The sequence below is a fragment of the Arthrobacter sp. ZGTC212 genome, assembly GCF_002929255.1.
Lineage (GTDB): Bacteria > Actinomycetota > Actinomycetes > Actinomycetales > Micrococcaceae > Arthrobacter_B > Arthrobacter_B sunyaminii.
In genome coordinates, this window is sequence record NZ_PJIJ01000001.1 from 876,712 (window position 1) to 897,563 (window position 20,852).

The 20,852-nt window shown below is 65.3% G+C and carries 20 protein-coding genes; 11 read left to right on the forward strand and 9 right to left on the reverse strand.

The features are described 5' to 3' along the window. Positions 1-12 precede the first annotated feature (12 nt). From CXQ89_RS04295 to CXQ89_RS04305, 3 genes are read left to right on the forward strand one after another with little or no spacing between them, the layout of a single operon-like run. Positions 13-1,704, forward strand: coding sequence for a thiamine pyrophosphate-dependent enzyme (locus CXQ89_RS04295; protein WP_104160406.1), 1,692 nt, complete (start codon positions 13-15; stop codon positions 1,702-1,704). Further along, a complete protein-coding gene (locus CXQ89_RS04300) occupies positions 1,701-3,398 on the forward strand; it encodes an amidohydrolase (RefSeq protein ID WP_104160407.1) in 1,698 nt (565 codons plus the stop codon). The genes CXQ89_RS04295 and CXQ89_RS04300 overlap by 4 nt, the downstream gene beginning before the upstream one ends. Further along, complete coding sequence (locus CXQ89_RS04305; protein WP_104160408.1) at positions 3,395-4,678, forward strand: M20 family metallo-hydrolase; 1,284 nt, start codon at positions 3,395-3,397, stop codon at positions 4,676-4,678. Before CXQ89_RS04300 ends, CXQ89_RS04305 begins: the two co-directional genes overlap by 4 nt. A gap of 102 nt (positions 4,679-4,780) precedes the next feature. Here CXQ89_RS04305 and CXQ89_RS04310 read toward each other — a convergent pair whose 3' ends face one another. Beyond that, on the reverse strand, positions 4,781-6,142 hold the full coding sequence (locus CXQ89_RS04310; RefSeq protein WP_104160409.1) for a flavin monoamine oxidase family protein: 1,362 nt from the start codon (positions 6,140-6,142) through the stop codon (positions 4,781-4,783). A 179-nt stretch (positions 6,143-6,321) separates the two neighbouring features. On the opposite strand from CXQ89_RS04310, the gene CXQ89_RS04315 reads away from it, so the two are divergent. The 8 genes from CXQ89_RS04315 to CXQ89_RS04350 all read left to right on the forward strand — a co-directional run bounded on the left by CXQ89_RS04315 (position 6,322) and on the right by CXQ89_RS04350 (position 13,150). After that, positions 6,322-7,716 carry an APC family permease gene (locus tag CXQ89_RS04315; protein ID WP_104160410.1) on the forward strand — a complete coding sequence of 465 codons (1,395 nt, stop codon included), beginning with the start codon at positions 6,322-6,324 and terminating at the stop codon, positions 7,714-7,716. Positions 7,717-7,935: 219 nt separating this feature from the next. Continuing rightward, on the forward strand, positions 7,936-9,183 hold the full coding sequence (locus CXQ89_RS04320; protein WP_181032222.1) for a ParA family protein: 1,248 nt from the start codon (positions 7,936-7,938) through the stop codon (positions 9,181-9,183). 116 nt (positions 9,184-9,299) lie between these two features. After that, on the forward strand, positions 9,300-9,866 hold the full coding sequence (locus CXQ89_RS04325; RefSeq protein ID WP_104160411.1) for a type 1 glutamine amidotransferase domain-containing protein: 567 nt from the start codon (positions 9,300-9,302) through the stop codon (positions 9,864-9,866). A gap of 93 nt (positions 9,867-9,959) precedes the next feature. Beyond that, on the forward strand, positions 9,960-10,889 hold the full coding sequence (locus CXQ89_RS04330; protein WP_104160412.1) for a DUF2797 domain-containing protein: 930 nt from the start codon (positions 9,960-9,962) through the stop codon (positions 10,887-10,889). A 69-nt stretch (positions 10,890-10,958) separates the two neighbouring features. Further along, the gene (locus tag CXQ89_RS04335; protein ID WP_104052801.1) at positions 10,959-11,189 is read left to right on the forward strand and encodes a hypothetical protein; all 231 of its coding nucleotides are present in this window, start codon (positions 10,959-10,961) and stop codon (positions 11,187-11,189) included. Next, positions 11,186-11,635: a MaoC family dehydratase N-terminal domain-containing protein gene (locus CXQ89_RS04340; RefSeq protein ID WP_104052799.1), complete on the forward strand. Its 450-nt coding sequence runs from the start codon at positions 11,186-11,188 to the stop codon at positions 11,633-11,635. Before CXQ89_RS04335 ends, CXQ89_RS04340 begins: the two co-directional genes overlap by 4 nt. Before the next feature lie 4 nt (positions 11,636-11,639). Next, positions 11,640-12,071: a MaoC family dehydratase gene (locus tag CXQ89_RS04345; protein WP_104052797.1), complete on the forward strand. Its 432-nt coding sequence runs from the start codon at positions 11,640-11,642 to the stop codon at positions 12,069-12,071. 5 nt (positions 12,072-12,076) lie between these two features. Continuing rightward, complete coding sequence (locus CXQ89_RS04350) at positions 12,077-13,150, forward strand: UDP-N-acetylmuramate dehydrogenase (RefSeq protein ID WP_104160692.1); 1,074 nt, start codon at positions 12,077-12,079, stop codon at positions 13,148-13,150. On the opposite strand, the gene CXQ89_RS04355 is transcribed toward CXQ89_RS04350, so the two are convergent. From CXQ89_RS04355 to CXQ89_RS04390, 8 genes are all read right to left on the reverse strand, one after another. Beyond that, positions 13,151-13,585 carry a hypothetical protein gene (locus tag CXQ89_RS04355; protein WP_104160413.1) on the reverse strand — a complete coding sequence of 145 codons (435 nt, stop codon included), beginning with the start codon at positions 13,583-13,585 and terminating at the stop codon, positions 13,151-13,153. It abuts the gene before it with no gap. Positions 13,586-13,693: 108 nt separating this feature from the next. Next, on the reverse strand, positions 13,694-14,833 hold the full coding sequence (gene asd, locus CXQ89_RS04360) for an aspartate-semialdehyde dehydrogenase (protein WP_104052794.1): 1,140 nt from the start codon (positions 14,831-14,833) through the stop codon (positions 13,694-13,696). A 9-nt stretch (positions 14,834-14,842) separates the two neighbouring features. Then, entirely contained in the window at positions 14,843-15,529 is a 687-nt protein-coding gene (locus CXQ89_RS04365) for a dihydrofolate reductase (protein ID WP_258059859.1), read from the reverse strand. Positions 15,530-15,540: 11 nt separating this feature from the next. Then, positions 15,541-16,344: a thymidylate synthase gene (locus CXQ89_RS04370; RefSeq protein ID WP_104052792.1), complete on the reverse strand. Its 804-nt coding sequence runs from the start codon at positions 16,342-16,344 to the stop codon at positions 15,541-15,543. 16 nt (positions 16,345-16,360) lie between these two features. Next, positions 16,361-16,900: a DUF1648 domain-containing protein gene (locus tag CXQ89_RS04375; RefSeq protein ID WP_104052790.1), complete on the reverse strand. Its 540-nt coding sequence runs from the start codon at positions 16,898-16,900 to the stop codon at positions 16,361-16,363. A gap of 40 nt (positions 16,901-16,940) precedes the next feature. Continuing rightward, positions 16,941-17,468, reverse strand: coding sequence for a ferritin (locus tag CXQ89_RS04380; RefSeq protein ID WP_104052788.1), 528 nt, complete (start codon positions 17,466-17,468; stop codon positions 16,941-16,943). A gap of 77 nt (positions 17,469-17,545) precedes the next feature. Next, complete coding sequence (locus CXQ89_RS04385) at positions 17,546-18,532, reverse strand: NUDIX hydrolase (RefSeq protein ID WP_104160694.1); 987 nt, start codon at positions 18,530-18,532, stop codon at positions 17,546-17,548. Between the two features lie 29 nt (positions 18,533-18,561). Further along, on the reverse strand, positions 18,562-20,787 hold the full coding sequence (locus tag CXQ89_RS04390; protein ID WP_104160414.1) for an RNA degradosome polyphosphate kinase: 2,226 nt from the start codon (positions 20,785-20,787) through the stop codon (positions 18,562-18,564). Positions 20,788-20,852 lie beyond the last annotated feature (65 nt).

The window sequence follows — 20,852 nt, forward strand, 5'->3', positions numbered from 1 at the left end:
AAGGAATTTCTTGTGGCACAGCGCTCAGCAGGCCATCTCATTGTCCGCCAGCTGGAAGAGCACGGCGTAAAGCGGATTTACACCGTCCCCGGTGAAAGCTTCCTGGACGTTCTGGACGGGCTCCATGATTCAGCCATGCAGACGGTGGTCTGCCGGCAGGAGGGCGGAGCCGGGTTTATGGCGCTCGCGGAGTCCCGGCTCACCGGCGCACCCGGCGTGGCAATGGTGACCCGCGGGCCGGGAGCGGCCAACGCCATGATCGCGGTCCACACCGCCTGGCAGGACGCCACTGCGCTGGTCCTTTTTGTCGGACTGATTCCGCACGCAGACCGCGGCCGGGGCGCCTTCCAGGAGTTCAGCCTGGAGGGCTGGTTCTCCACCACGGCCAAAAAAGTGATGGTGCTCGACGACGAACGCCGGGCAGCGGAAACCGTCGCCGAAGCCATGCACCTGGCCGCCTCCGGACGGCCCGGGCCGGTGGTGATCGGGCTGCCCGAGGACGTACTCGTGCGTCCGGCCGGACAGGGGACCGTGCCGCCCCGCAGAACCGCCGCCGCGCAGCCCGGCGCAGCGGATCTTGACGAGCTGACAACCCGGCTGGCCCGTGCGGAGCGTCCGCTGCTGATCGTTGGCGGAGAAGGCTGGACGGCCGACGACGGCGGGCAGCTGACCGCATGGGCCGTCTCGGCACGGGTTCCGGTGGCTGCGGATTTCCGGTCCTACGACGCCGTGCCGCACACTTCTGCGGCCTGGGCCGGGTGGCTGGGATACGGGCGGGCCGACACCCTGGCGGCACGGCTGGACGAGGCGGACCTGCTGCTCTTTGTTGGCTGCGCACGCACCGACGTCCTCAGCGACGGCTACACGCGCGGGGCGGGAACACCAACCGTCCTGGTACTGCCCGATCCCGATGCAGCAGGCCACGACGGACGCATCGACCTGCATCTGACCGTGACCCCCGCGGCTTTCACCCGGTCCCTGCCGGACCCTTTGGCGGTCCGCGGAAATCGGGACGGTTCGTGGATGGAAGCACTCGCCGCTGATCAGCGGCGGTACGCCGTACCGCGGCCGGACGGAGGCTCCGGCGTCGACCTGGCAGTGGCCTTTGGCCTCCTGGAAGGGCGGCTGCCGGAGAGCCGGATCCTGACCTACGGAGCCGGGAACGCCACCATCTGGGGCGCCCGCTACCTCAGTCACCACGGCGCGGGCTCCCTGGTGGGCCCGCGCAACGGGGCCATGGGACTGGCAGTGCCTGCCGCGGTGGCTGCATCGCTGATCCACCCCGAACGCCCGGTGGTTGCCGTTTGCGGTGACGGTGACTTCTTCATGAACGCCCAGGAACTGGCCGTCGCCGCAGCACAGGGCGCAGCCCCGCTGGTGATTGTGGTGGATAACGGCGGCTACGGCACGATCGTGGCACATCAGCGCCGAAAATATCCGGAGCGGCCCTCCGGCACAGCGCTTGCCAACCCGGACTTTGCCGGCTGGATCCGCAGCTTCGGCGGACACGGAGAGCGGGTGGAGAACACCGCTGCGTTCGGCCCGGCACTGGACCGGGCCCTGGACAGCGGGCGCCTGGCGCTGCTGCATGTGCTGACAGATCCGGACACCATGGCCCCTGCCACGGCCAACACCCTCGCACGAGACACAGCCTCAGTCCCCGGCCGCAGTGCGGAACCGGCGGCGCTGGAAGGAATCCGATGAAACTTGACCTCATCCTGCACGGCGGGAACATCGTCACCTTGGAGGAGGAGCGGCCCGCGGCCCGTTCAGTGGGGGTGCTCAACGGCCGGATTGCCGGCTTTGACGAGGAGCTGGAGGGATGCACCGCCGAACGGAGCATCGACCTTGACGGTGCCACCGTGGTGCCCGGTTTCATCGATGCGCACTGCCACACCACCTGGTGGGGCCTGGGGCTGGACGCCATCGATCTGGAGCAGGCCCGCGGCCTTGATGAGCTGTACGCATTGCTGGAGAACGAAGTGCAGCGGCTGGCGGACACACCCGGGGCCTGGATCAACGGCACGGGTTTCAATCACAAGCATCACGGCGGAGCCTTTCCCGACATCGACCGGCTGGACCGGATCACCGGCGACCGGCCGCTGTATCTGCGCCATGTCTCCGGGCACCTGTCCATTACCAACACCGCCACGCTGCAGCTGGCGGGCGTCTTTGAACCGGGGTTCGCGGATCCCACCGGCGGCGCCGTCCGCAGGGCAGAGGACGGATCACCCAACGGAATCGTGGAGGAAGCAGCCCAGCAGCTGCTGCAGGGCCTGCTGCTGCCCTATCCGGTGACACAAATCGTTAAAGCCCTGGACGCAGCCACCGCCCGCTACGCCGCCGTCGGCATCACCAGTTTCACCGAAGCCGGCGTGGGCGGCGGCTGGATCGGCCACAGTCCGGTGGAAGTTGCGGCGTATCAGCAGGCGGCCGCCGCGGGACGTTTGCATGCCAGAGCTCAGCTGATGCCGGCACTGGATTCCCTGCAGCCGCTGCAGGCCAATGAAGCCGACATGCACGGCACCGGAGCCGGCCGCGGGCTGGATCTGGGGGTGGTGGCCGGTTTTGGCGATGACCGGTTATCCCTGGGCCCGGTCAAGGTCTTCATGGACGGCTCGCTGCTGGGCGCGACGGCGGCGGTCACCGAAGACTACTGCGGACATCCGCACAACACCGGGTACCTGCTTGATGATCCCGACGTCTACCGTGAACGCGTCGACGCCGCCTACCGGGCCGGCTGGCCCATCGCCCTGCACGCGATTGGGGATGCAGCAATCGACCTGGCGACCGAAATCATTGTTGCGTGCCAGGAACGCTACGGCCGCAACGCCCTGCCCAACCGGATTGAACACTTTGGCATCGCCCGCCCTGACCAGTTGGCCGCCGTCGCCGCCGCAGGCATTGCCGTTACCCCGCAGGCAGCGTTCATTGGTCCCCTCGGGGACCAGTTCGCCGCCATGGTGGGGCCGGAGCGCGAGGGCTGGCTGTACCGCGGGCGGTCCCTGGTTGACGCGGGAATCCTGGTGGCGGGCAGCTCGGATCTGCCGGTGGCGGACAACAACGTCCTGCGTGCCCTGCAGTCCTGCGTGGACCGGAAAACCGAAAAGGGAAAAATCCTGGGCGGTGCCGGCGAAGGCCTGACCCCCGAGGAAGCGCTGCGCACTTATACCGACTGGGCGGCCCAGGCCACCGGCACGGCCGCGGACAAAGGCACCCTGCGCCGTGGAAAGCTCGCGGACTTTGCGGTGCTCTCCGGTTCACCGCTGGATGCGCCGGACGTTTCAGCCCTCCAAGTCCTCGCCACCCTTGTGGGCGGCGAATTCACCTACAACAGGCTTGCCGGAGCAGCACCGGGCATCGAACCGGCGGCCCAGACAACAGGAGCTATCCAATGACCACCACCGCACCCCAGTCCCCGTCCCTGCGCGGCAGCGACGCCGAAGCCTTCCTCGCCGATTTCCGCTCCATGAGCACCTTCGGAGCCACCGCCGGGGGAGGAGTGGACCGGCAGGCCGGAACCCCCGCGGACGGGCAAACCAGGAACTGGTTCCGCGGGCTGGCCGAGGGACACGGGTTCGAGGTGCGCTATGACGAAGTGGGCAACCAGTTTGCCCTGCTGGAACTGGTTCCCGGGGCGCCGTACATTGCGATGGGTTCACATTTGGATTCCCAGCCCCTGGGCGGCAGGTACGACGGCGCTTACGGTGTCCTCGCCGGGGCGCATGCGGCCATCCGGCTGCAGCAGCAACTGGCCGCCGGCGGCGACGAGCCGCTGTTCAACATTGCGGTAATTAACTGGTTCAACGAGGAAGGCTGCCGGTTTAAGCCGTCGATGATGGGCAGCGCGGTGTTCACGGGCAAGCTTCCGGCGGAGCAGGTCCTGGCGACCACCGATCCCCGCGGCACATCGGTGCGGGAAGCACTGGAGAGCATTGGCACCATCGGGGATTTCTCGCTGGACCTGGCCGCGTACCTGGAGATCCACATTGAGCAGGGGCGCTCGCTGGAAGATGCCGGCTTGACCATCGGCCTCGTCGAATCCACCTGGGGTGCCAACAAGTACGAGTTCACGGTCCACGGCGAACAGGCCCATACGGGTGCCACCGTAATTGCCGACAGGCATGATGCCCTGCTGGGGGCCAGCGCCCTGGTGGTGGCGGCCCGGGAGATCGCTGACGGGTTCAGCACCCAGGAACACGCCGTCATAACGTCCTGCGGTGAATTCACCGTCTATCCAAACTCTCCCGTGGTGGTCGCCAGCCGGGTTCAGCTGCTGGTGGATGTGCGCAGCACCGACGCCGATGTGCTGGCCGCAGCCGACGCCGAACTCCACCGGCGCATCGCCGCCATTGAAGAGTCCGCCTCCGTACGCATCGAACAGGGAGCCCAGCATGTGTGGGCCGCCAAGGCCTACGACGAGGCCGGCATGGCGCTCGCTGCCGACTGCGCCCGGTCCCTGGGCCTGCCGTACGGAACAGTCCGCACACTGGCCGGGCACGACTCCACCAACCTGAAGGACCTGGTGCCCACCATCATGCTTTTCGTGCCCAGCGTTGAAGGGATTTCCCACAATGAAAAGGAACTGACCAGCGACGCGGACATGCTGGCCGGAGTGGACCTGTTGACGGAACTGTTGGGACGCGTGGCAGCAGGGGGCTTCGTGAGCGGGAAGTAGGCCGGACACGGCCCGGCAACTTGAGGCCCCTTGCACTCCAAGGGGCTATCGCCGGGCCGGCCCGTTGTCTACGCGGGGCAGGCCCGGGCGCCGTTGCTCCTTTCAGATAGCGGAGTCGGCCGTAGCAAGTGCTGCAAGGACTTCTGTTGCAGTTCGCTGCCCGGAGCGCACGGCGCCGTCCATATAACCGTTCCAGATCTCTGACGTTTCGGCGCCTGCCCAATGAATCAGCCCAACCGGTTCGCGCAAAGACTTTCCTAGGCGGGTCCATAGACCGGTTCCGAGCCGCCCACCGTAGCAGCCGCGCGTGAACTCTTCCTCACTCCAGTTCCGTTCCAGGAAGTCAGTAGGCTGCGCGGCCTCAGGGCCGAAGAACTGTTCCAGTTCGGACAGAACGAGGTTCCGTCGCTGTACTGATGTCAGTTCGTTGGCATGGCGGGCATGCGCACCTTCGATGAAGGCCACCAGCACACCCCGCGAAGTGCCGGGAACACAATTGTCGTATACAAGACCGACAGACGTGTCCAAGTTCAACACTGCACCATTGAGGCCAGTCTCGCGCCAGAAGGGCCGCGCGTAACCGACTTGGAATTTGATAACCGTCCCGGCAGGCATTTGCTGAGTGAGGCTGTCTCGGTTGGCTGGCATGGGCGGATCGTAAACCAGCCGTCCGGCCAAGACGGGTGGCAAAGCCACGATGAGGCGGCGCGCCGAAGCGCTTCCCCCATCGAATTCGACATCGACTACCGATTCTCGGCAGCGTATTCGACGCACCGGTGATTTCAACTGCACCCGTGCGCCCAGAGCTGCGGCCATCTCTTCCGAGATTCTGTGTGTACCCCCCGCAACCCTAGAGTCCTGGGCTCCATCTAACGTTGCCATCAATCGTCCCAAGCCGCCGCCGGATTTTATATAAAACAGCAGATGCAGGAGTGAGAATTCATCAGTGTCGGCGGCGAATATTGTGGCCAACATCGTGTCGTAGAACCGTCGGACCACCGGGTCAGCGGTTTGTTCCCGAATCCACGCGTCGGCGGTAACGCGGTCGAGGGCGGCTGCGTCGGGAGTCTGTCCCGGATCAGCCAAATCTATGGATTGGGCCAGCGATTCTATCTGGGCAAGCACGCGGCGGAATGCAGTCACTGATGAGCGGGGCAGACCGAACGTATCGTCCTCGGCGTAGTGCAGTTCCCGGTCAAGACGCAACATGGAACGGCCATCGTTGTAGACCTGAAAGGTTTCCAGCCCGAGTTCACGAATAAGTGTTAGAACTGCGTCCTGCGTCGGCCCGACCCACTGGCCACCCAACTCCACCGGAGTGCCATCGCTGAGGTGCCCACCTTCGTTCCTTCCACCTACGCGGTCCCGCGCCTCCAAAACCAGAACATCCATTCCCGCATTTGTAAGCTGGCGGGCTGCCGTAAGGCCGGAGAGCCCAGCTCCAACAATTATGACGTCATGCATTGATGATCCTTTCGGCGCTGACAGCCTGCGCTGCCTTAGAACCGGCAGTCTATCCGCGGCCGTTCCAACGCTTATGGATGAAACGTCCTAGGCCAGACCCAGTTTTCGGCGAAAGATCTCTTGTGAGGTCTGGACAGCGCCACGTAGCGTCTGCGCAGAATCTCTCCCAAGGAGCCATCATGAATCCACAGTCCAGCACGTCCCGGGTCCCGGGCCCGAACACCGCTTCACCTTTGGCACAGGAGAGCCAGCCGGCACTGAAACGCGTCATGGGAACGACCTCTCTGGTGCTGTTTGGCCTGGCCTACATGGTGCCGATGACCATCTTCACTACCTATGGATTAGTGACCACCCTGACCGAGGGCCACTTGCCAGCCGCCTACGCCGTGACCTTGGCAGCGATGATGTTCACGGCCTTTAGCTACGCCTTCCTTGTCAAAGTGGTCCCCTCGGCCGGATCCGCATACAGCTTCACCCAGCGGATTTTCGGAGGGCATCTGGGTTTCATTACCGGCTGGACTTTGATGTTGGACTACTTGCTGCTGCCGCTAATCAACTACCTGCTGATCGGGATCTATCTCAACGCTCAGTTCCCCGCCATCCCCCTATGGGTGTTCACGTCCGCCGCTATCGTGCTGGTAACCGTTCTCAACGTGGTGGGACTCACTGTGGTACGCAGCGCCAACCTTGTGCTGGTCGGCGCGCAGGCAGTCTTTGTGGTTGTTTTTGTAGCGCTGGCACTGGCAAAGGTTCCTTCCGGCGCTTCTCTCATCGAACCGATGTTTTCAGTTTCCATGTCCCCGGAGCTGATCATGGCCGGGGCAGCAATCCTCTGCCTGTCCTTCTTGGGATTCGATGCCGTTTCGACAATGTCTGAAGAAGCACGAGATCCCCTGCGCACAGTTCCGCGGGCCATTATCTTGACCACATTGTTCGGTGGGGCGGTCTTTATCTTGGTTTCATGGGTCAGCCATCTGGTGCATCCCGACTGGCAGTCGTTCACAGATCCAGATGCCGCGGCAATCGAAATTATGGAAGGAATCGGCGGACAGCTACTCACCGCATTCTTCTTGGCGGCTTATGTAGCGGGAGCCACGGCCTCAGCCATGGCGTCCCAGGCAAGCGTGTCCCGAATCCTGTTCGCAATGGGCAGAGACGGGGTGTTGCCCCGTCGGGTCTTCGGCCAGATCAATATCAAGTTCCGGACCCCGGTCGGAGCAATTCTTGTCGTTTCAATGATCTCGCTGCTGGCCCTCGTCGTTGATCTGGAAACGGTAGCCGCCGTAGTCAGCTTCGGCGCACTTTTCGCTTTCTCACTCGTCAATCTGGGGGCGATCAAGTATTTCCTTGTCGATGGTGGGATGCGCCGGCCGGTCCTCGTGCTGAAATACGGTGTTGTGCCCGGTATCGGGTTCGTCCTCACTGTTTGGCTTTGGTTCAGTCTCTCCGGTTCTGCCATGATGCTGGGTCTGGCCTGGGCGGGAGCGGGAGTGCTCTATCTCGTCGTCTTAACTCGCGGTTTCCGGATGGCTCCACCGCGGGTGGCCTTGGACGAAACGGACGTCGCCGGTTGACGATCCCCTCATTCGGTTGGGACGCGTGGCAGCAGGGGCCTTCGTGAGCGGGAAGTAGGCCGGACGCGGCCCGGTTCTGTGAGCCGCGGGGGCCTTCTGTAGGGTGGAAAGGCCTTTACATTCGCCGGGGGGAGCGGAATCGGGGGTGCAGCAGCGGTATATGAGCTGTCCGCACCCCGTGTTCAGCCCACCACACAGCCCGGAACGAAAGACGAAGACATGCGCGAGCCCAGTCCCGAATACCCCGCTGCCCAAGACCATTTCACCCAAGGCTCTGAGGGGCGGGAAGCCGCCAATCTTCCTGCGATGAGCCGGCGCAGCCGGCGGGGGATCGAGGGCCGCACCGCGGCGGTGTCCGCTCCCGTTCCGCCTGTCCAGCCGCCTGCCGGCTTCGCGGAATCCCTCCGGCAGGACAACCCGTCTTTGGTTTGGGAGGACGAAGCCGGGTATGCCGCGGAGACCGGGCTCGCCGCCGAACAGCCCGATGCCCCGGACTGGAGCAGTGTCATCGCCGGGGAACCGGAAACACGTGCCACCGCCCGGCGCCGGGCCTCCTTCCTGGACACCCAGACTGCCCGCATTCCGGCCACCCGCGGCTTCCGCGGACTGCTGAGCAGCATGGGGATCCGGATGTCCCCGTCCGAGTCCGAGCAGGCCGAGCGCCGTGACATCCGGGCAGTCAGCCAGCATTGGCCCGGTCCAAGGACCATCTCCGTGGTCAACGGCAAGGGCGGCGCCAACAAGACACCCACCACCGTCATGCTGGCGGCCGTATTCGCCCGCAACGGCGGGGGTCCGGTCCTGGCCTGGGACAACAACGAAACCCGCGGAACCCTGGGCTGGCGCACCGAGCAGGGGCCGCATGACTCCACCGTCATGGACCTGCTGCCGAACACCGGCAACCTGCTGTCGCCGTCGGCCCAGTCCGCCCTGCTGGCCCGCTTTGTGCATCACCAGACGGAGGACAAGTTTGACGTCCTGCGCTCCAAGCCCGACGTCCTGGCCTCCGAACAGAAGATCACCATGGCGGACTTCGACGCCCTGCATGAGGTGGCCTCGAAGTACTTCCGGCTCAACCTGGTGGACTCGGGCAACGATGAAAGCGCAGAGCGCTGGCTGCGGATGATCCACCACACCGATCAGCTCGTCATTGCCACCACCACGGTTGAGGAACACGCCGAGGCCGGAGCCCTCCTGCTCGAAGCCCTCCAGGAGCGCGGCGGAATGTTCGCCGAACTCGCCACCAACGCCGTCGTCATCGTCAGCCAGTCGGACCGTAACGGAACCGATGCCCAGGTCCGCGGCGTTGCCCGCGGCTTCGAACCGCTGGCCCGGGCCACGGTGACCATTCCCTACGATGCGGCGCTGCGCAAGGGCCAGATCCGCTACGGTTCGCTGCGTCCGGCCACCCAGCGGGCCTGGCTGGCAGCTGCCGCCGCAGTCGCCGAGGGCCTGTCTGCCAGCTAAGGGGCATTTAGTCAGCTTGCTTATTGTCGCCGGTCTTTCCTAGGGTGGGGGCAACGGAATCGTTCGATTCCAGGCGGATACATACCGCCCCTAGAAGTCTGCGAAACGGAGGCAACATGTCTGAACATGATATTTCCGGCAAGAAGGTCGCTTTTCTCCTCACCGACGGTGTGGAACAGATCGAGCTCACCAGCCCCTGGGAGGCCGTGAAAGCCGCAGGCGGCGTGCCCACCCTGGTCTCACCGTCCAGCGGCACGGTCCAGGGCTTCGACGGCATGGACAAGGGCGAGACGTTTACCGTTGACCTGGCCGTGGCAGACGCCAACGCCGATGATTTCGATGCCCTGGTCCTCCCCGGCGGCGTGGTCAACGCTGACTTCCTGCGCGTGGACAAGGACGCCCAGGCTTTCACGCGGGCGTTCTTCGAAGCGCACAAGCCGGTGGCATCCATCTGCCACGGACCGTGGCTGCTGATCGAGGCCGGCGTCGTTAAGGGCCGTGACCTGACCTCCTACCACACGCTGGCCACGGACCTCAAGAACGCCGGCGCCAACTGGAGCGACGAGGAAGTGGTGGTGGACCAGGGCCTGGTGACCAGCCGCAACCCGGATGATTTGCCGGCCTTCAACGACAAGCTGCTGGAGGAAATTGCCGAGGGCGAGCACGAGGGACAGCACGCCTAACCGGTCAAGCGGGATAATGGGGCGGGGAGACGCGCAGGCGTCTCCCCGCCCTTCGCTTTGCGCCCTGTTCCCTTTTTCTCTGGAGACTCACCCGTGACGACTGCCCCCGGCCGGTATCTGAGCGCCGGAGTTTCGTGGGACGACGACGGTCCGTACCTTGCGCTGCGCTCGCCTGTTGGCGTGTCCTTGCAGATGAGGCTCAACGCCGGGACCGTCCTGTCCTACCGGGTTCTTCCCGGCGAGGACGGCGCGCTGCGGCACTGCCTGGGGTCGGTGAAGGTGCAGGACCGGCACACCCGCATCGCCCAGCCCTGCCCTGAGCATTCGGCGGCAGAACGCGGCTATCAGTGCGGGCCATGCTTCGCCCGCGACGACTGGCGGCTGGTGCATAACGTCCACCGGTCCGGAATCGCGTCGCCGGGACTTCAGCTGTACCTCGAGCAGCCGCACTGGCTGTACGTTGCCACCTTTGCGGACGGCACGAGCAAGGTGGGGACCGCTGCAGCCGGAAGGAAACGCCTGCGCCTCGTGGAACAGGGCGCGGTGGCCGCGCGCTACGTGGCCCGCGCAGACGACGGGCGGGTGGTGCGCATCCTGGAAGACCTGGTCACAGCTGAAGCGGGACTGGTGCAGGCGGTGCGTGCCGGCACCAAGGCCGCTGCCCTGGCGCGGCCGCTGGCGGAGGAATTCCTGGACCGGACCAACTCCCTGCACGCGGCGAAGGTCCGGGAACTGCTGGCCGGGGCGGGCATCCGCGGATTCAGCGTGGTGGCTGAAACCTGGGAGCGTCCGGCCCAGGCCCGGGTGGTGCTGGACGCGGCCGGAGCTGTTGCCTATCCGCTGGACCCGGGCAGCGGCGAGCACGCCATGGTCATTGAAGCCATGGTGGGAGCAGCGGCACTGGTGACGGTGGAAGGTTCGGACACACCGCTCCTTGCCGATCTGGCCCGGCTGAAGGGTCGCCGGCTGAACCTCGGCGCCTATCAGGCACGGCTTCCCGCCCTGCAGACTGCGCTCTTTTAGGGTCAGGAAGGCTCCCGGCCCCGGACCCCCGTTTCGCGGCAGGAGGTGCCCCGCCTGTATTCTGGGGGCATGCTAAACACCCCGTGGGAAACCGGTTCCGCCCTGTATCGCAAGCTGGTTGTATCCGCCCTGGTGGTTTCCGGAGCCGGCGTGCTGATGGTCGTTTTCGGTGCGATCGGAGATTCCCCGCTGCTGATGTACATCGCCGCGCCCGTGATTGTGGTGGGCATGTGCCTGCACCTGAGCGGTATGGTGGTTCGAGCCCGGGACGCCCGGCGCCGGATGAAGGGAACCAAATGAGCATCAATCCTGAACTGCAGGGGCGCAGCTATCCCGCCAGTGAGCCCTATCAAGTGGGCCGCGAGAAAATCCGTGAGTTTGCCCGCTCCGTCAAAGCCGGCCATGCCGCGCACTATGACGTAGCGGAGGCCGCGCAGCTGGGGTACTCGGACCTGGTGGCTCCGCCCACCTTTGCCGTCATCGTGGCCCAGCGCGCCGATGCGCAGCTGATCTCCGACCCGGAGGCCGGCATCGACTTCACCCGCGTGGTCCACGCAGACCAGCGCTTCACGCATCACCGGCCGATTGTCGCCGGGGATGAGCTGATTGCAGAACTTCATGTGGATTCCGTCCGGGCCATGGGCGACGGCGCCCTGCTCACCACCCGCTCGGAAATCTCCACCACGGAGGGCGAAAAGGTCGCCACTGCCGTGTCATCCATCCTCGTCCGCGGAGAAGGGCAGTAACGCCGTGTCGATTGCATTAAGCGAACTCGCCGCCGGACAGGAAATAGGCTCGGCCACGCTGGAGATTTCCCGCGCCGATCTGGTCCGTTACGCGGGAGCGTCCGGAGACTTCAACCCCATCCACTGGAACGAGCGCTTTGCCCGCAGCGTGGACCTGCCCGGCGTCATCGCCCACGGCATGTTCACCATGGGCGCCGCTGTGCAGCTGGTGACCGACTGGATCGGCGATCCGGGTGCCGTGATCGACTACCAGACGCGTTTCACCCGGCCGGTTCCGGTGGAGGATGTTGACGGCGAGGCCGGCGCCGTCGTCGAAGTCACCGGAGTAATTGGAGCGCTCGACGCTGACAATTCCACCGCACGCGTGGACCTCACCGTCACGTTCAACGGCCAGAAGGTGCTGGTCAAGGCACAGGCGGTTGTGCGGATCTGGTGAGTGCGCTGACCTCTTTGCCCCTGGCCTCCCTGACCACCTCCCGCGTGGGCGGGCCCGCCCGCCGCTACATCAACGCCGAAACCGAGGACGAACTCATCGGTGCGGTCCGTGCCGCCGATGAGGCGAAGGAACCGCTGCTGATTGTGGGCGGCGGTTCCAATCTGCTGATCTCCGACGCCGGGTTCGACGGCGCGGTGGTCCACGTTGCCACCCGCGGCTTGGAATTCACCGAGGACAAAAACACGGTCACCGTCCGTGCGCAGGCCGGTCACCCCTGGGATGAGCTGGTGGCGGAAACACTGCGCCGGGGCTGCTCCGGCCTCGAGGCGCTCTCCGGCATTCCGGGCCTGGCCGGTGCGACGCCGGTGCAGAACGTGGGAGCCTACGGCGCGGATGTTTCGCAAAGCATTACCGGCGTCCGCGCCTGGGACCGGGAAACCCGTACCGTAGTGCAGTTCACCAATGAAGAGCTGCAGTTCGGGTACCGGGACTCGGTGCTGAAACGCGCCACAGTGAACGGTTCACCGCGGTACGTGGTCCTGACCGTGGACTTTGGCCTGACCCGGGGCATGGAAAGTGCGCCCGTGCGCTACGCCGAGCTGGCCCGGGCACTCGGCGTGGAGGCGGGGGAGCGGGCCGCTGCCGAAGACGTCCGCCGCGAGGTGCTGCGGCTGCGCGCCGGCAAGGGCATGGTGCTTGACCCCGAGGATCCGGACACCTGGAGCACCGGCTCCTTCTTCACGAACCCGGTGGTTTCCGAGGAGGAGGCCGCGCATCTGCCGCCCGAGGCGCCGCGCTACCCGGTGGAACAGCCCGGAATGGTCAAACTCAGCGCCGCCTGGCTCATTGACCGTTCCGGTTTCCCCAAGGGCTTCGGCCTGCCGGAGACCGGCCAGGGGGCCGAACTGGCCGGCGGCCGGGCTTCCCTGTCCACCAAGCACACCCTTGCAGTAACCAACCGCGGCAACGCCTCGGCCGAGGACCTGCTGGCTGTGGCGCGGGCCGTGGCAGACGGCGTGGACGAAGCCTTTGGCCTTCGGCTGCACCCGGAGCCGCTGCTCATCAACTGCTCGCTGTAATCAGGCTTCCCCGCCGCGGTTCCGGCGCATGATTTGGGCGGCGGCCAGGACTTCGCGCACCTGTCCGCCGTGCCACGACCGGTCCACCAGTGCCCGGCTGCACAGCCACTGCACCAGCCGGGACGTCAGGCTCACCTGGGTTCGCCGGTCCTGCAGTCCGGGCAGCAGCCACTGCGGGTCCAGGAAGCCGTGCAGCGTATAGAGCAGGTCCTCGGCGTCGAAAATCCGCGCGAAGGCGTTCTCCGGGTTGAAGCTGCGTTCCAGTTCCAGCAGGACGGCACGGTCCGGGGTCAGGTATATCCAGCCGTCTGTTTCCAGGTACAGCCGCAGCTGTGCCAGAACCCTGGCGTACCGCGCTGCGGTGGCTGTTTGTTTGCCCTCGGCGCTGAGGGTGAAGAAGGTGCGGAGGATTTCTTCCACGGTGAACTTGTCCATAGCGCCACCTTCCCACCTGCCGCTGACACTCAGCGCACGCAAAAGCGGACCCGTCCCGCAGGGAACGGATCCGCTGGCTGCAGCCGGGTTCGGACCGGGCTGGCAGGGTTAGAGGTTGCCGGTGGCAATCCGCAGCATACGCCGCAGCGGTTCGGCTGCGCCCCAGAGCAGCTGGTCGCCGATGGTGAAGGCGCTGATGTACTCCGGACCCATTTCCAGTTTCCGGATCCGGCCCACCGGAATGTCCAGGGTTCCGCTGACGGCCACCGGGGTCAGCTCCGCCATGGAGGCTTCCTTGGTGTTGGGCACCACCTTGGCCCACTCGTTGTCGGCGTCGATGATCCGCTCAATCTCCGCCACTGTAAGGTCTTCGGTGAGTTTGAGGGTCAGCGCCTGTGAATGTGAGCGCATGGCGCCGATGCGGACGCAGAGACCGTCAAACGGAATTCGTCCGGCCGTGTCCCGGCCCAGGATCTTGTTGGTTTCGGCACCGGCTTTCCACTCTTCCTTAGACTGCCCGTTGCCCAGGTCTGCGTCGATCCAGGGGATCACCGAACCGGCCAGCGGCACGCCGAACTGTGAGGAGTCCATGGCGGGGTTCTTCTGCTGGGCCAGCACCGCGCGGTCGATGTCCAGGATGGCGGAGGCCGGGTCGGCAAGCTGGTCCGCAACCACGGAGTTCAGCGAGCCGAACTGATTGAGCAGCTCACGCATGTGCCGGGCACCGCCGCCGGAGGCAGCCTGATAGGTCATGGAGGTGCCCCATTCCACCAGGCCGTTGCGGAACAATCCGCCCAGCCCCATGAGCATGCAGGAGACGGTGCAGTTGCCGCCCACGAAATTCTTCACCCCGTGGGCCAGCCCGGCGTCGATGACGTCCCGGTTCACCGGGTCCAGGACGATGATGGAGTCCTGCTCCATCCGCAGTGTGGACGCGGCGTCGATCCATAGCCCGTTCCAGCCGGCGTCGCGCAGTTTGGGATAGACCTCCGAGGTGTAACCGCCGCCCTGGGCAGTGACGATGATCGGCAGTTTGGCCAGCGTCTCAATGTCGTAGGCATTCTGGAGCTCTCCTGCACCCGAAGCGAAGGACGGCGCGGCGCCCCCGGCGTTGGAGGTGGAGAAGAACACGGGGTTGATCAGGTCAAAGTCGCCTTCATCCTGCATGCGCTGCATGAGGACGGAACCGACCATGCCCCGCCAGCCGATGAAGCCCGCGGTGGGTACAGGGGTAGCTGCGAAAGTCATGGTTTCAGTTTAGGGCAGGGCCGCGCTGCCGTGGTGGTTGGTGACGCCGCTGTCCGTATCCCGGACCCGGGACCAGAGGGCTATCCGGTAGCAGGTGCCGTTGGTTCCCGTGTGCCAGCCTTCGGCGGGGCTCACCGCAGTGAACCCCCAGTCGGGGCCGAGATGCGGAGCGTAGGTGTCGCCCTCGGTGCTCGCATCAATGACCGTCACTACGGCGGCGTCCGCCAGGGGAGCAGCTGCCTCGTACATCTGGGCACCGCCGACAATCCAGATCTGTTCGCTGCCGCCGGGGCTGTGCCGGGCGGTGTCCAGTGCCTGTTCCAGCGTGGGAACCACGACGGCGCCGGCCGGGGAAATCTCGTCCGCCAGCGTTTTGCTGGAGCTCACCACAATGTTGGTGCGGCCGGGCAGCGGCCGGTAGGCGGCGGGAAAGGACTCCCAGGTGCGCCGGCCCATGATGACCGGGTGTCCGGCCGTGGTGTTCTTGAAATGTGCCAGGTCTTCGGGCAGGTGCCACGGCATTCCTCCGTCCCGGCCGATGACGCCGTCCACGGTTTGGGCCCAGATCATGCCTACCAGCGGCTGCGGCATCCCCAGGGGATTGGCCGCTGACAATGCCGCCAACAGGTCCATGCCCTCAGGAGAAGCATCTCCACCGCTTGTGGCGAAATAGCGGATGCCGGCGGGTTCATTCAAGGGAACGCCTTTCAGACTGCAATCGGAGCTTTGATGCCGGGGTGGTGGCGGTAGTCCAGGACCTCAAAATCCTCCAGGACGTAATCGAAGATCGAGTCAGGCGTCCGGGCCAGGCGCAGCTGCGGATACGGGAAGGGTGCGCGGCTGAGCTGTTCGCGGACCTGGTCCACATGGTTGTCGTAGATATGGACGTCGCCGCCTGTCCAGACAAATTCGCCGGGCTGGAGGCCGGTCTGCTGCGCCACCATGAGCGTCAAAAGTGCGTAGGAGGCAATGTTGAAGGGGACGCCGAGGAACAGATCGGCCGAGCGCTGGTACAGCTGGCAGGACAGTTTCCCGTCGGCCACGTAGAACTGGAACATCGCGTGGCACGGCGGCAGGGCCATGTTGTCCACTTCGGCCGGGTTCCAGGCCGTGACGATGTGCCGGCGGGAGTCCGGGTTGGTGCGGATGCTTTCAACCACCTTGGCGATCTGGTCAATCTGTCCGCCGTCCGGGGCCGGCCAGGAGCGCCACTGGACACCGTAGACCGGGCCCAGTTCGCCGTCGTCGTCCGCCCACTCGTTCCAGATGCTGACGCCGCGCTCCTGCAGCCAGCGGACGTTGGAATCGCCGCGCAGGAACCACAGGAGTTCGAGGGCCACCGACTTGAAGTGCACCCGCTTGGTGGTGATCAGCGGGAAGGAATCACTGAGGTCAAAGCGCATCTGGCGGCCAAAGACACTGCGGGTTCCGGTGCCGGTGCGGTCGGATTTTTGCGTTCCGTGGGCCATCACGTCGCGGAGCAGGTCTTCATACGGGGTTGGGATAGTCACCCCTTTAGTCTATAGCTCAGTCCTCGGCGGAGAGGGCGGCTACCAGACGGCCGTAGCGTCGCCAGGCGAGCAGCCCGGCCACGGCCACCACACCCAGGAAAGCCAGTGTGGGGAGTACGAGCAGGAGATCCGACGCTTCCGGGGGCAGGAACCAGCTGCGCAGAGTCATCCAGCCAATCAGCAGGGATAACGCAAACGCGCTCAGTGCCAGGAAATACAATGTTGAGTCCATGCCGGCCCGCTGGTGCACCTGCTCGTCCACGCCGTACGGGGCGGAATTGTTGAGCGGAAAACGCCGGATAATCAGGGCGGTTGCATAGAGGAACAGGAGCAGTCCGAGGCAAATCAGGGGCCCGGTGAACACGGTCCAGAAGGACTTCTCCGCATAGCGGTCCACATTCCCGGCGCCGTCCCAGTGCATGGGCAGGCTCTGCGGGATCGTGGACCAGGCCAGCGAGCCCGTGGCTGCCACCAGGCCCACCAAGAACCCGGAGGCCAGATACCAGCCGCGGTGCACGCCGGGCAGAGGGATGTTCTTCTTCGCCGTCTCTGTCATTTGGTCTCCCTGTTGCTTCCGGTCCCCGGGAATGTATCGGTCAGAGGGCTCCGCCGGCAGCCTCGGGAGCGCCGGCGTCGCTTCCGCCGCCGTCGCCAACCTGTTCCCGTGCCATGAAATTCTCCAGGTCGAAGAGGTTGTCGGCGCGCTTGGCCACCGTGAGGAGGGTGGACATGGAGGCGACTTCCTCCACCTGCTCCTTGAGGAACCAGAGCATGAACTGCTCTCCCAGGGCATCGCCCTCCGCACGTGCGGCGGCGAAGAGAGCCTCAATCTGGCGGGTGACCTGGCGCTCCTGCTCCAGAGCCAGCTGGATCGGTTCCACCACGGTGGCAAAGTCGTTGCGCACCGCGGCGACGCCGGGGATCCGCACGGGCATGTCCCGGTCCAGCATGTACTGCACCAGCATCATGGCGTGGTTGCGTTCCTCAACCGACTGAGCATAGAAGTGCCGGGCCAGCTGCGGGAGGTCTTCGCCGTCGAAAAACACTGCCATGGCCACGTACTGCTGCGAGGCATTGAATTCGTTACCGATTTGGGCTTCGAGGAGTTCCGTGAAAGTTGTCATTGCCCCACCATAGGGCGGTGGCCGGGATCAAAAAAGGACGGTTAGGCTTAGCTATCCGGTGCGGCACGGCGGAAAACCTAGTCGTCGAATGCCCGGAACCGCTCCAGCGACACGATGCGCCCCTCCTCGGCGGAGGAGACCTGGCAGATGATGGCTTCGCCCGGCGCCAGATACGGATCCTTGTCCGGCAAACCAATGGACAGGCCGGCCGGCATATGGTCTGCCAGAACCTCGAATGTCAGCGGCAAAACCGGCCGGTGCGTGCACAGGGCAACTGGTTTGGCCTTGTCGAACAATGCTTCCACCGCGTTGCGGGCCTTGCCGGGCTTGCGCTTGGCGCTGTGCTCGGTAATGGCGTCGACGGTTTTGAACTTCACGGCCCGTGCCTTCACATAGGGACGCACAGTCTGCACGCAGCGGACCCAGGGACTGGACACCACCCGGTCCGGCAGCCATGCGGCCAGCAGCCGCGACACGGCCTGTGCCTGGCGCAGGCCGGTGGCGGCCAGCGGACGGTCCCCTTCAGCCCGGGTCCAGGATGACCGGGGCTTGGCTTTGGCATGGCGCACCACGATCAGCGGCCATGTCCGGAGCCGGCCTTCGGCATGGGCCTCCTCCAGGATGCGCAGCGGCAGCCGGTCCGAAGGATTGCTGAGCTCGGCATGGGCCTGCGCCGGAGTGCACCAGCGGACGCCGTCCACTTCCTTGCCGTCCGGCCGGGGCTTTCCCTCCTCGATGCGGGCGGCCCAGTAGTGGACGATCTTCATTCCCGACGCCACCGGATATACCGTGGCCGGCAGCGGAATGCCCAGCCTGATCCGGACCCCGGCTTCCTCCTGCACTTCGCGCACTGCGCACTCAGGAGTTGTCTCGCCGGCATCCAGTTTCCCCTTCGGCCACGACCAGTCCTTGTACCGGGGCCGGTGGATCATGAGGACCTCGAGTTCGCCGTTCCGGGTGCGCCAGCAAATGGCGCCTGCAGCCACCACTTTGATGTCTGCGGGCACGGGATCCCCGGGACCGGTTTCCAGCCCGCGACGGGGGAGAGTGGCCTGTTCACCCATGGAAGCTCCCGGTTCGGTGGGCATGGTCATCAACGGCGGACAGCGGCGCGCTGCCGGGACCGGGAAGCGAGCAGCCACGACTGCACATCCAGCAGCGGCTCCCCTCCTTCATTCTTGTGGTGCCGGGTCCAGATGCCGTCCTTCTCCAGATGCCAGCTTGCGGTGGCCGGATCCATGTAGCGGTCCATCAGCGCGATGAGGTCAGCGATGTCCTCCCGGGAGGCAAGCTGCACCAGGGCCTCCACCCGGCGGTCCAGGTTGCGGTGCATCATGTCCGCTGAACCGATGAACACCACAGGGTCTCCGGCATTGGCGAAGGCAAACACGCGCGAGTGCTCCAGGAACCGGCCCAGAATGGACCGGACAGTAATGTTCTCGCTCAGGCCGGGGACGCCCGGGCGCACGGAACAGATGCCGCGCACAATCACATCCACCCGGACACCGGCCTGGGAGGCACGGTACAGCGAATCGATGATGGCTTCATCCACCATCGAGTTGACCTTGATGATCACCCGGGCGGCCAGACCGGCCTTCTTATTGGCAATTTCCCGTTCAATCCGGTCAATCAAACCTGACCGCACCGACCGGGGAGCCACGAGCAGGCGCTTGAACGTGGACTTCGGGGCATACCCGGAGAGCTGGTTGAAGAGCTTCGTCAGATCTTCACCCACCTGTTCGTTAGAGGTCAGCAGCCCCAGGTCTTCGTAATAGCGGGCGGTGCGGGGGTGATAATTTCCGGTGCCGATGTGGCAGTAGCGCCGCAGCCCGTCCACTTCCTGGCGGACCACCAGTGACAACTTGCAGTGCGTTTTCAGCCCCACGATGCCGTAGACCACGTGCACGCCGGCCTGCTCCAGCTTGCGGGCCCAGGAAATGTTGGCCTGCTCATCGAACCGTGCCTTGATTTCCACCAGGGCCAGCACCTGCTTGCCGGACTCCGCGGCATCAATCAGCGCGTCAACAATGGGGGAGTCCCCGGACGTGCGGTACAGCGTCTGCTTGATGGCCTGGACCCGTGGGTCGGCGGCGGCCTGCTCCAGGAAGGCCTGAACGGAGGTGGAGAAGGAATCATAGGGGTGGTGCAGCAGGATGTCGCGGCGGCGCATTGCAGCAAACACATCCGCCGGCTTGGAGGTTTCGGACTCCTTCAGGTGCAGGGACGTATGCGGCACCTGCTTGGGGTAGTGCAGGTCCGGGCGGTCGATGCGGCTGATGCCGGCCAGTCCGCGCAGGTCCAGCGGTGCGGGCAGCGCATACACCTCGTCTTCTTCCACGCCGAGTTCGCGCACCAGCAGCTCGCGGATGCTGGGGTTGATGTCGGTGGTGACTTCCAGGCGGACGGGCGGGCCGAACCGGCGACGCAGGAGCTCCTTTTCCAGCGCCTGCAGCAGGTTCTCGGCGTCGTCCTCCTCCACCTCCAGATCCTCGTTGCGGGTAACCCGGAAGGCATGGTGTTCCATGACGTCCATACCGGGGAACAGCTGGTCCAGATGTTCGGCAATGACGTCTTCCAGCGGAATGAAGCGGGCCACCCGGCCGGCAACATTTCCGGCTCTGGGGCCGTCCACGGAGATCAGCCGGGGCAGCTGGTCCGGAACCTTGACTCGGGCGAAGAACTCCTTGCCGCTCACGGGGTTGCGCACCACCACGGCCAGGTTCAGGGAGAGGCCGGAGATGTAGGGGAAGGGGTGCGCCGGATCCACGGCCAGCGGGGTGAGGATCGGGAAAACCTTGGACGCGAACTGGCGGTGCAGATAGGCCTTGGCGGTGTCATCGAGCTCGTTCCACCCCACGAGATGGATCTGCTCCTCGGCCAGCGCCGGGCGGATTTGACGGGCAAAGACCTCGGCATGGCGCTGCTGGAGCCGGTAGCCGGCCTCCACGATGTGTTCCAGCTGTTCCATCGGGCTCAGACCGGCAGCGGAGGGAACCGCCAACCCGGTGGCGATGCGGCGCTTGAGGCCGGCAACCCGCACCATGAAGAACTCGTCCAGGTTGGACGCGAAGATGGACAGGAAACTGACCCGCTCCAGCAGGTACAGGTCCGGGTCCTCAGCGAGCTCAAGGACACGGGCGTTGAAATGGAGCCAGCTGATTTCACGGTCCAGGAAACGCTCGGGGCTGATGTCCCCTTCCGGGACGAGTGCCGGACCAAAGTCCGGAATATCAATCCGGTCCTCAGTGGCCCGGGGCGCCGACATGGACTCAGCCGATCCGAAAGTGGAGTGCGGCTCGGCGGCGGTATCGGATCCCATGGTTTCTCCCTGCAGTATGGCGGCGGTCAGGCGGTGCCTCCCGGAGGACCGGGCGGCAGGGCCGT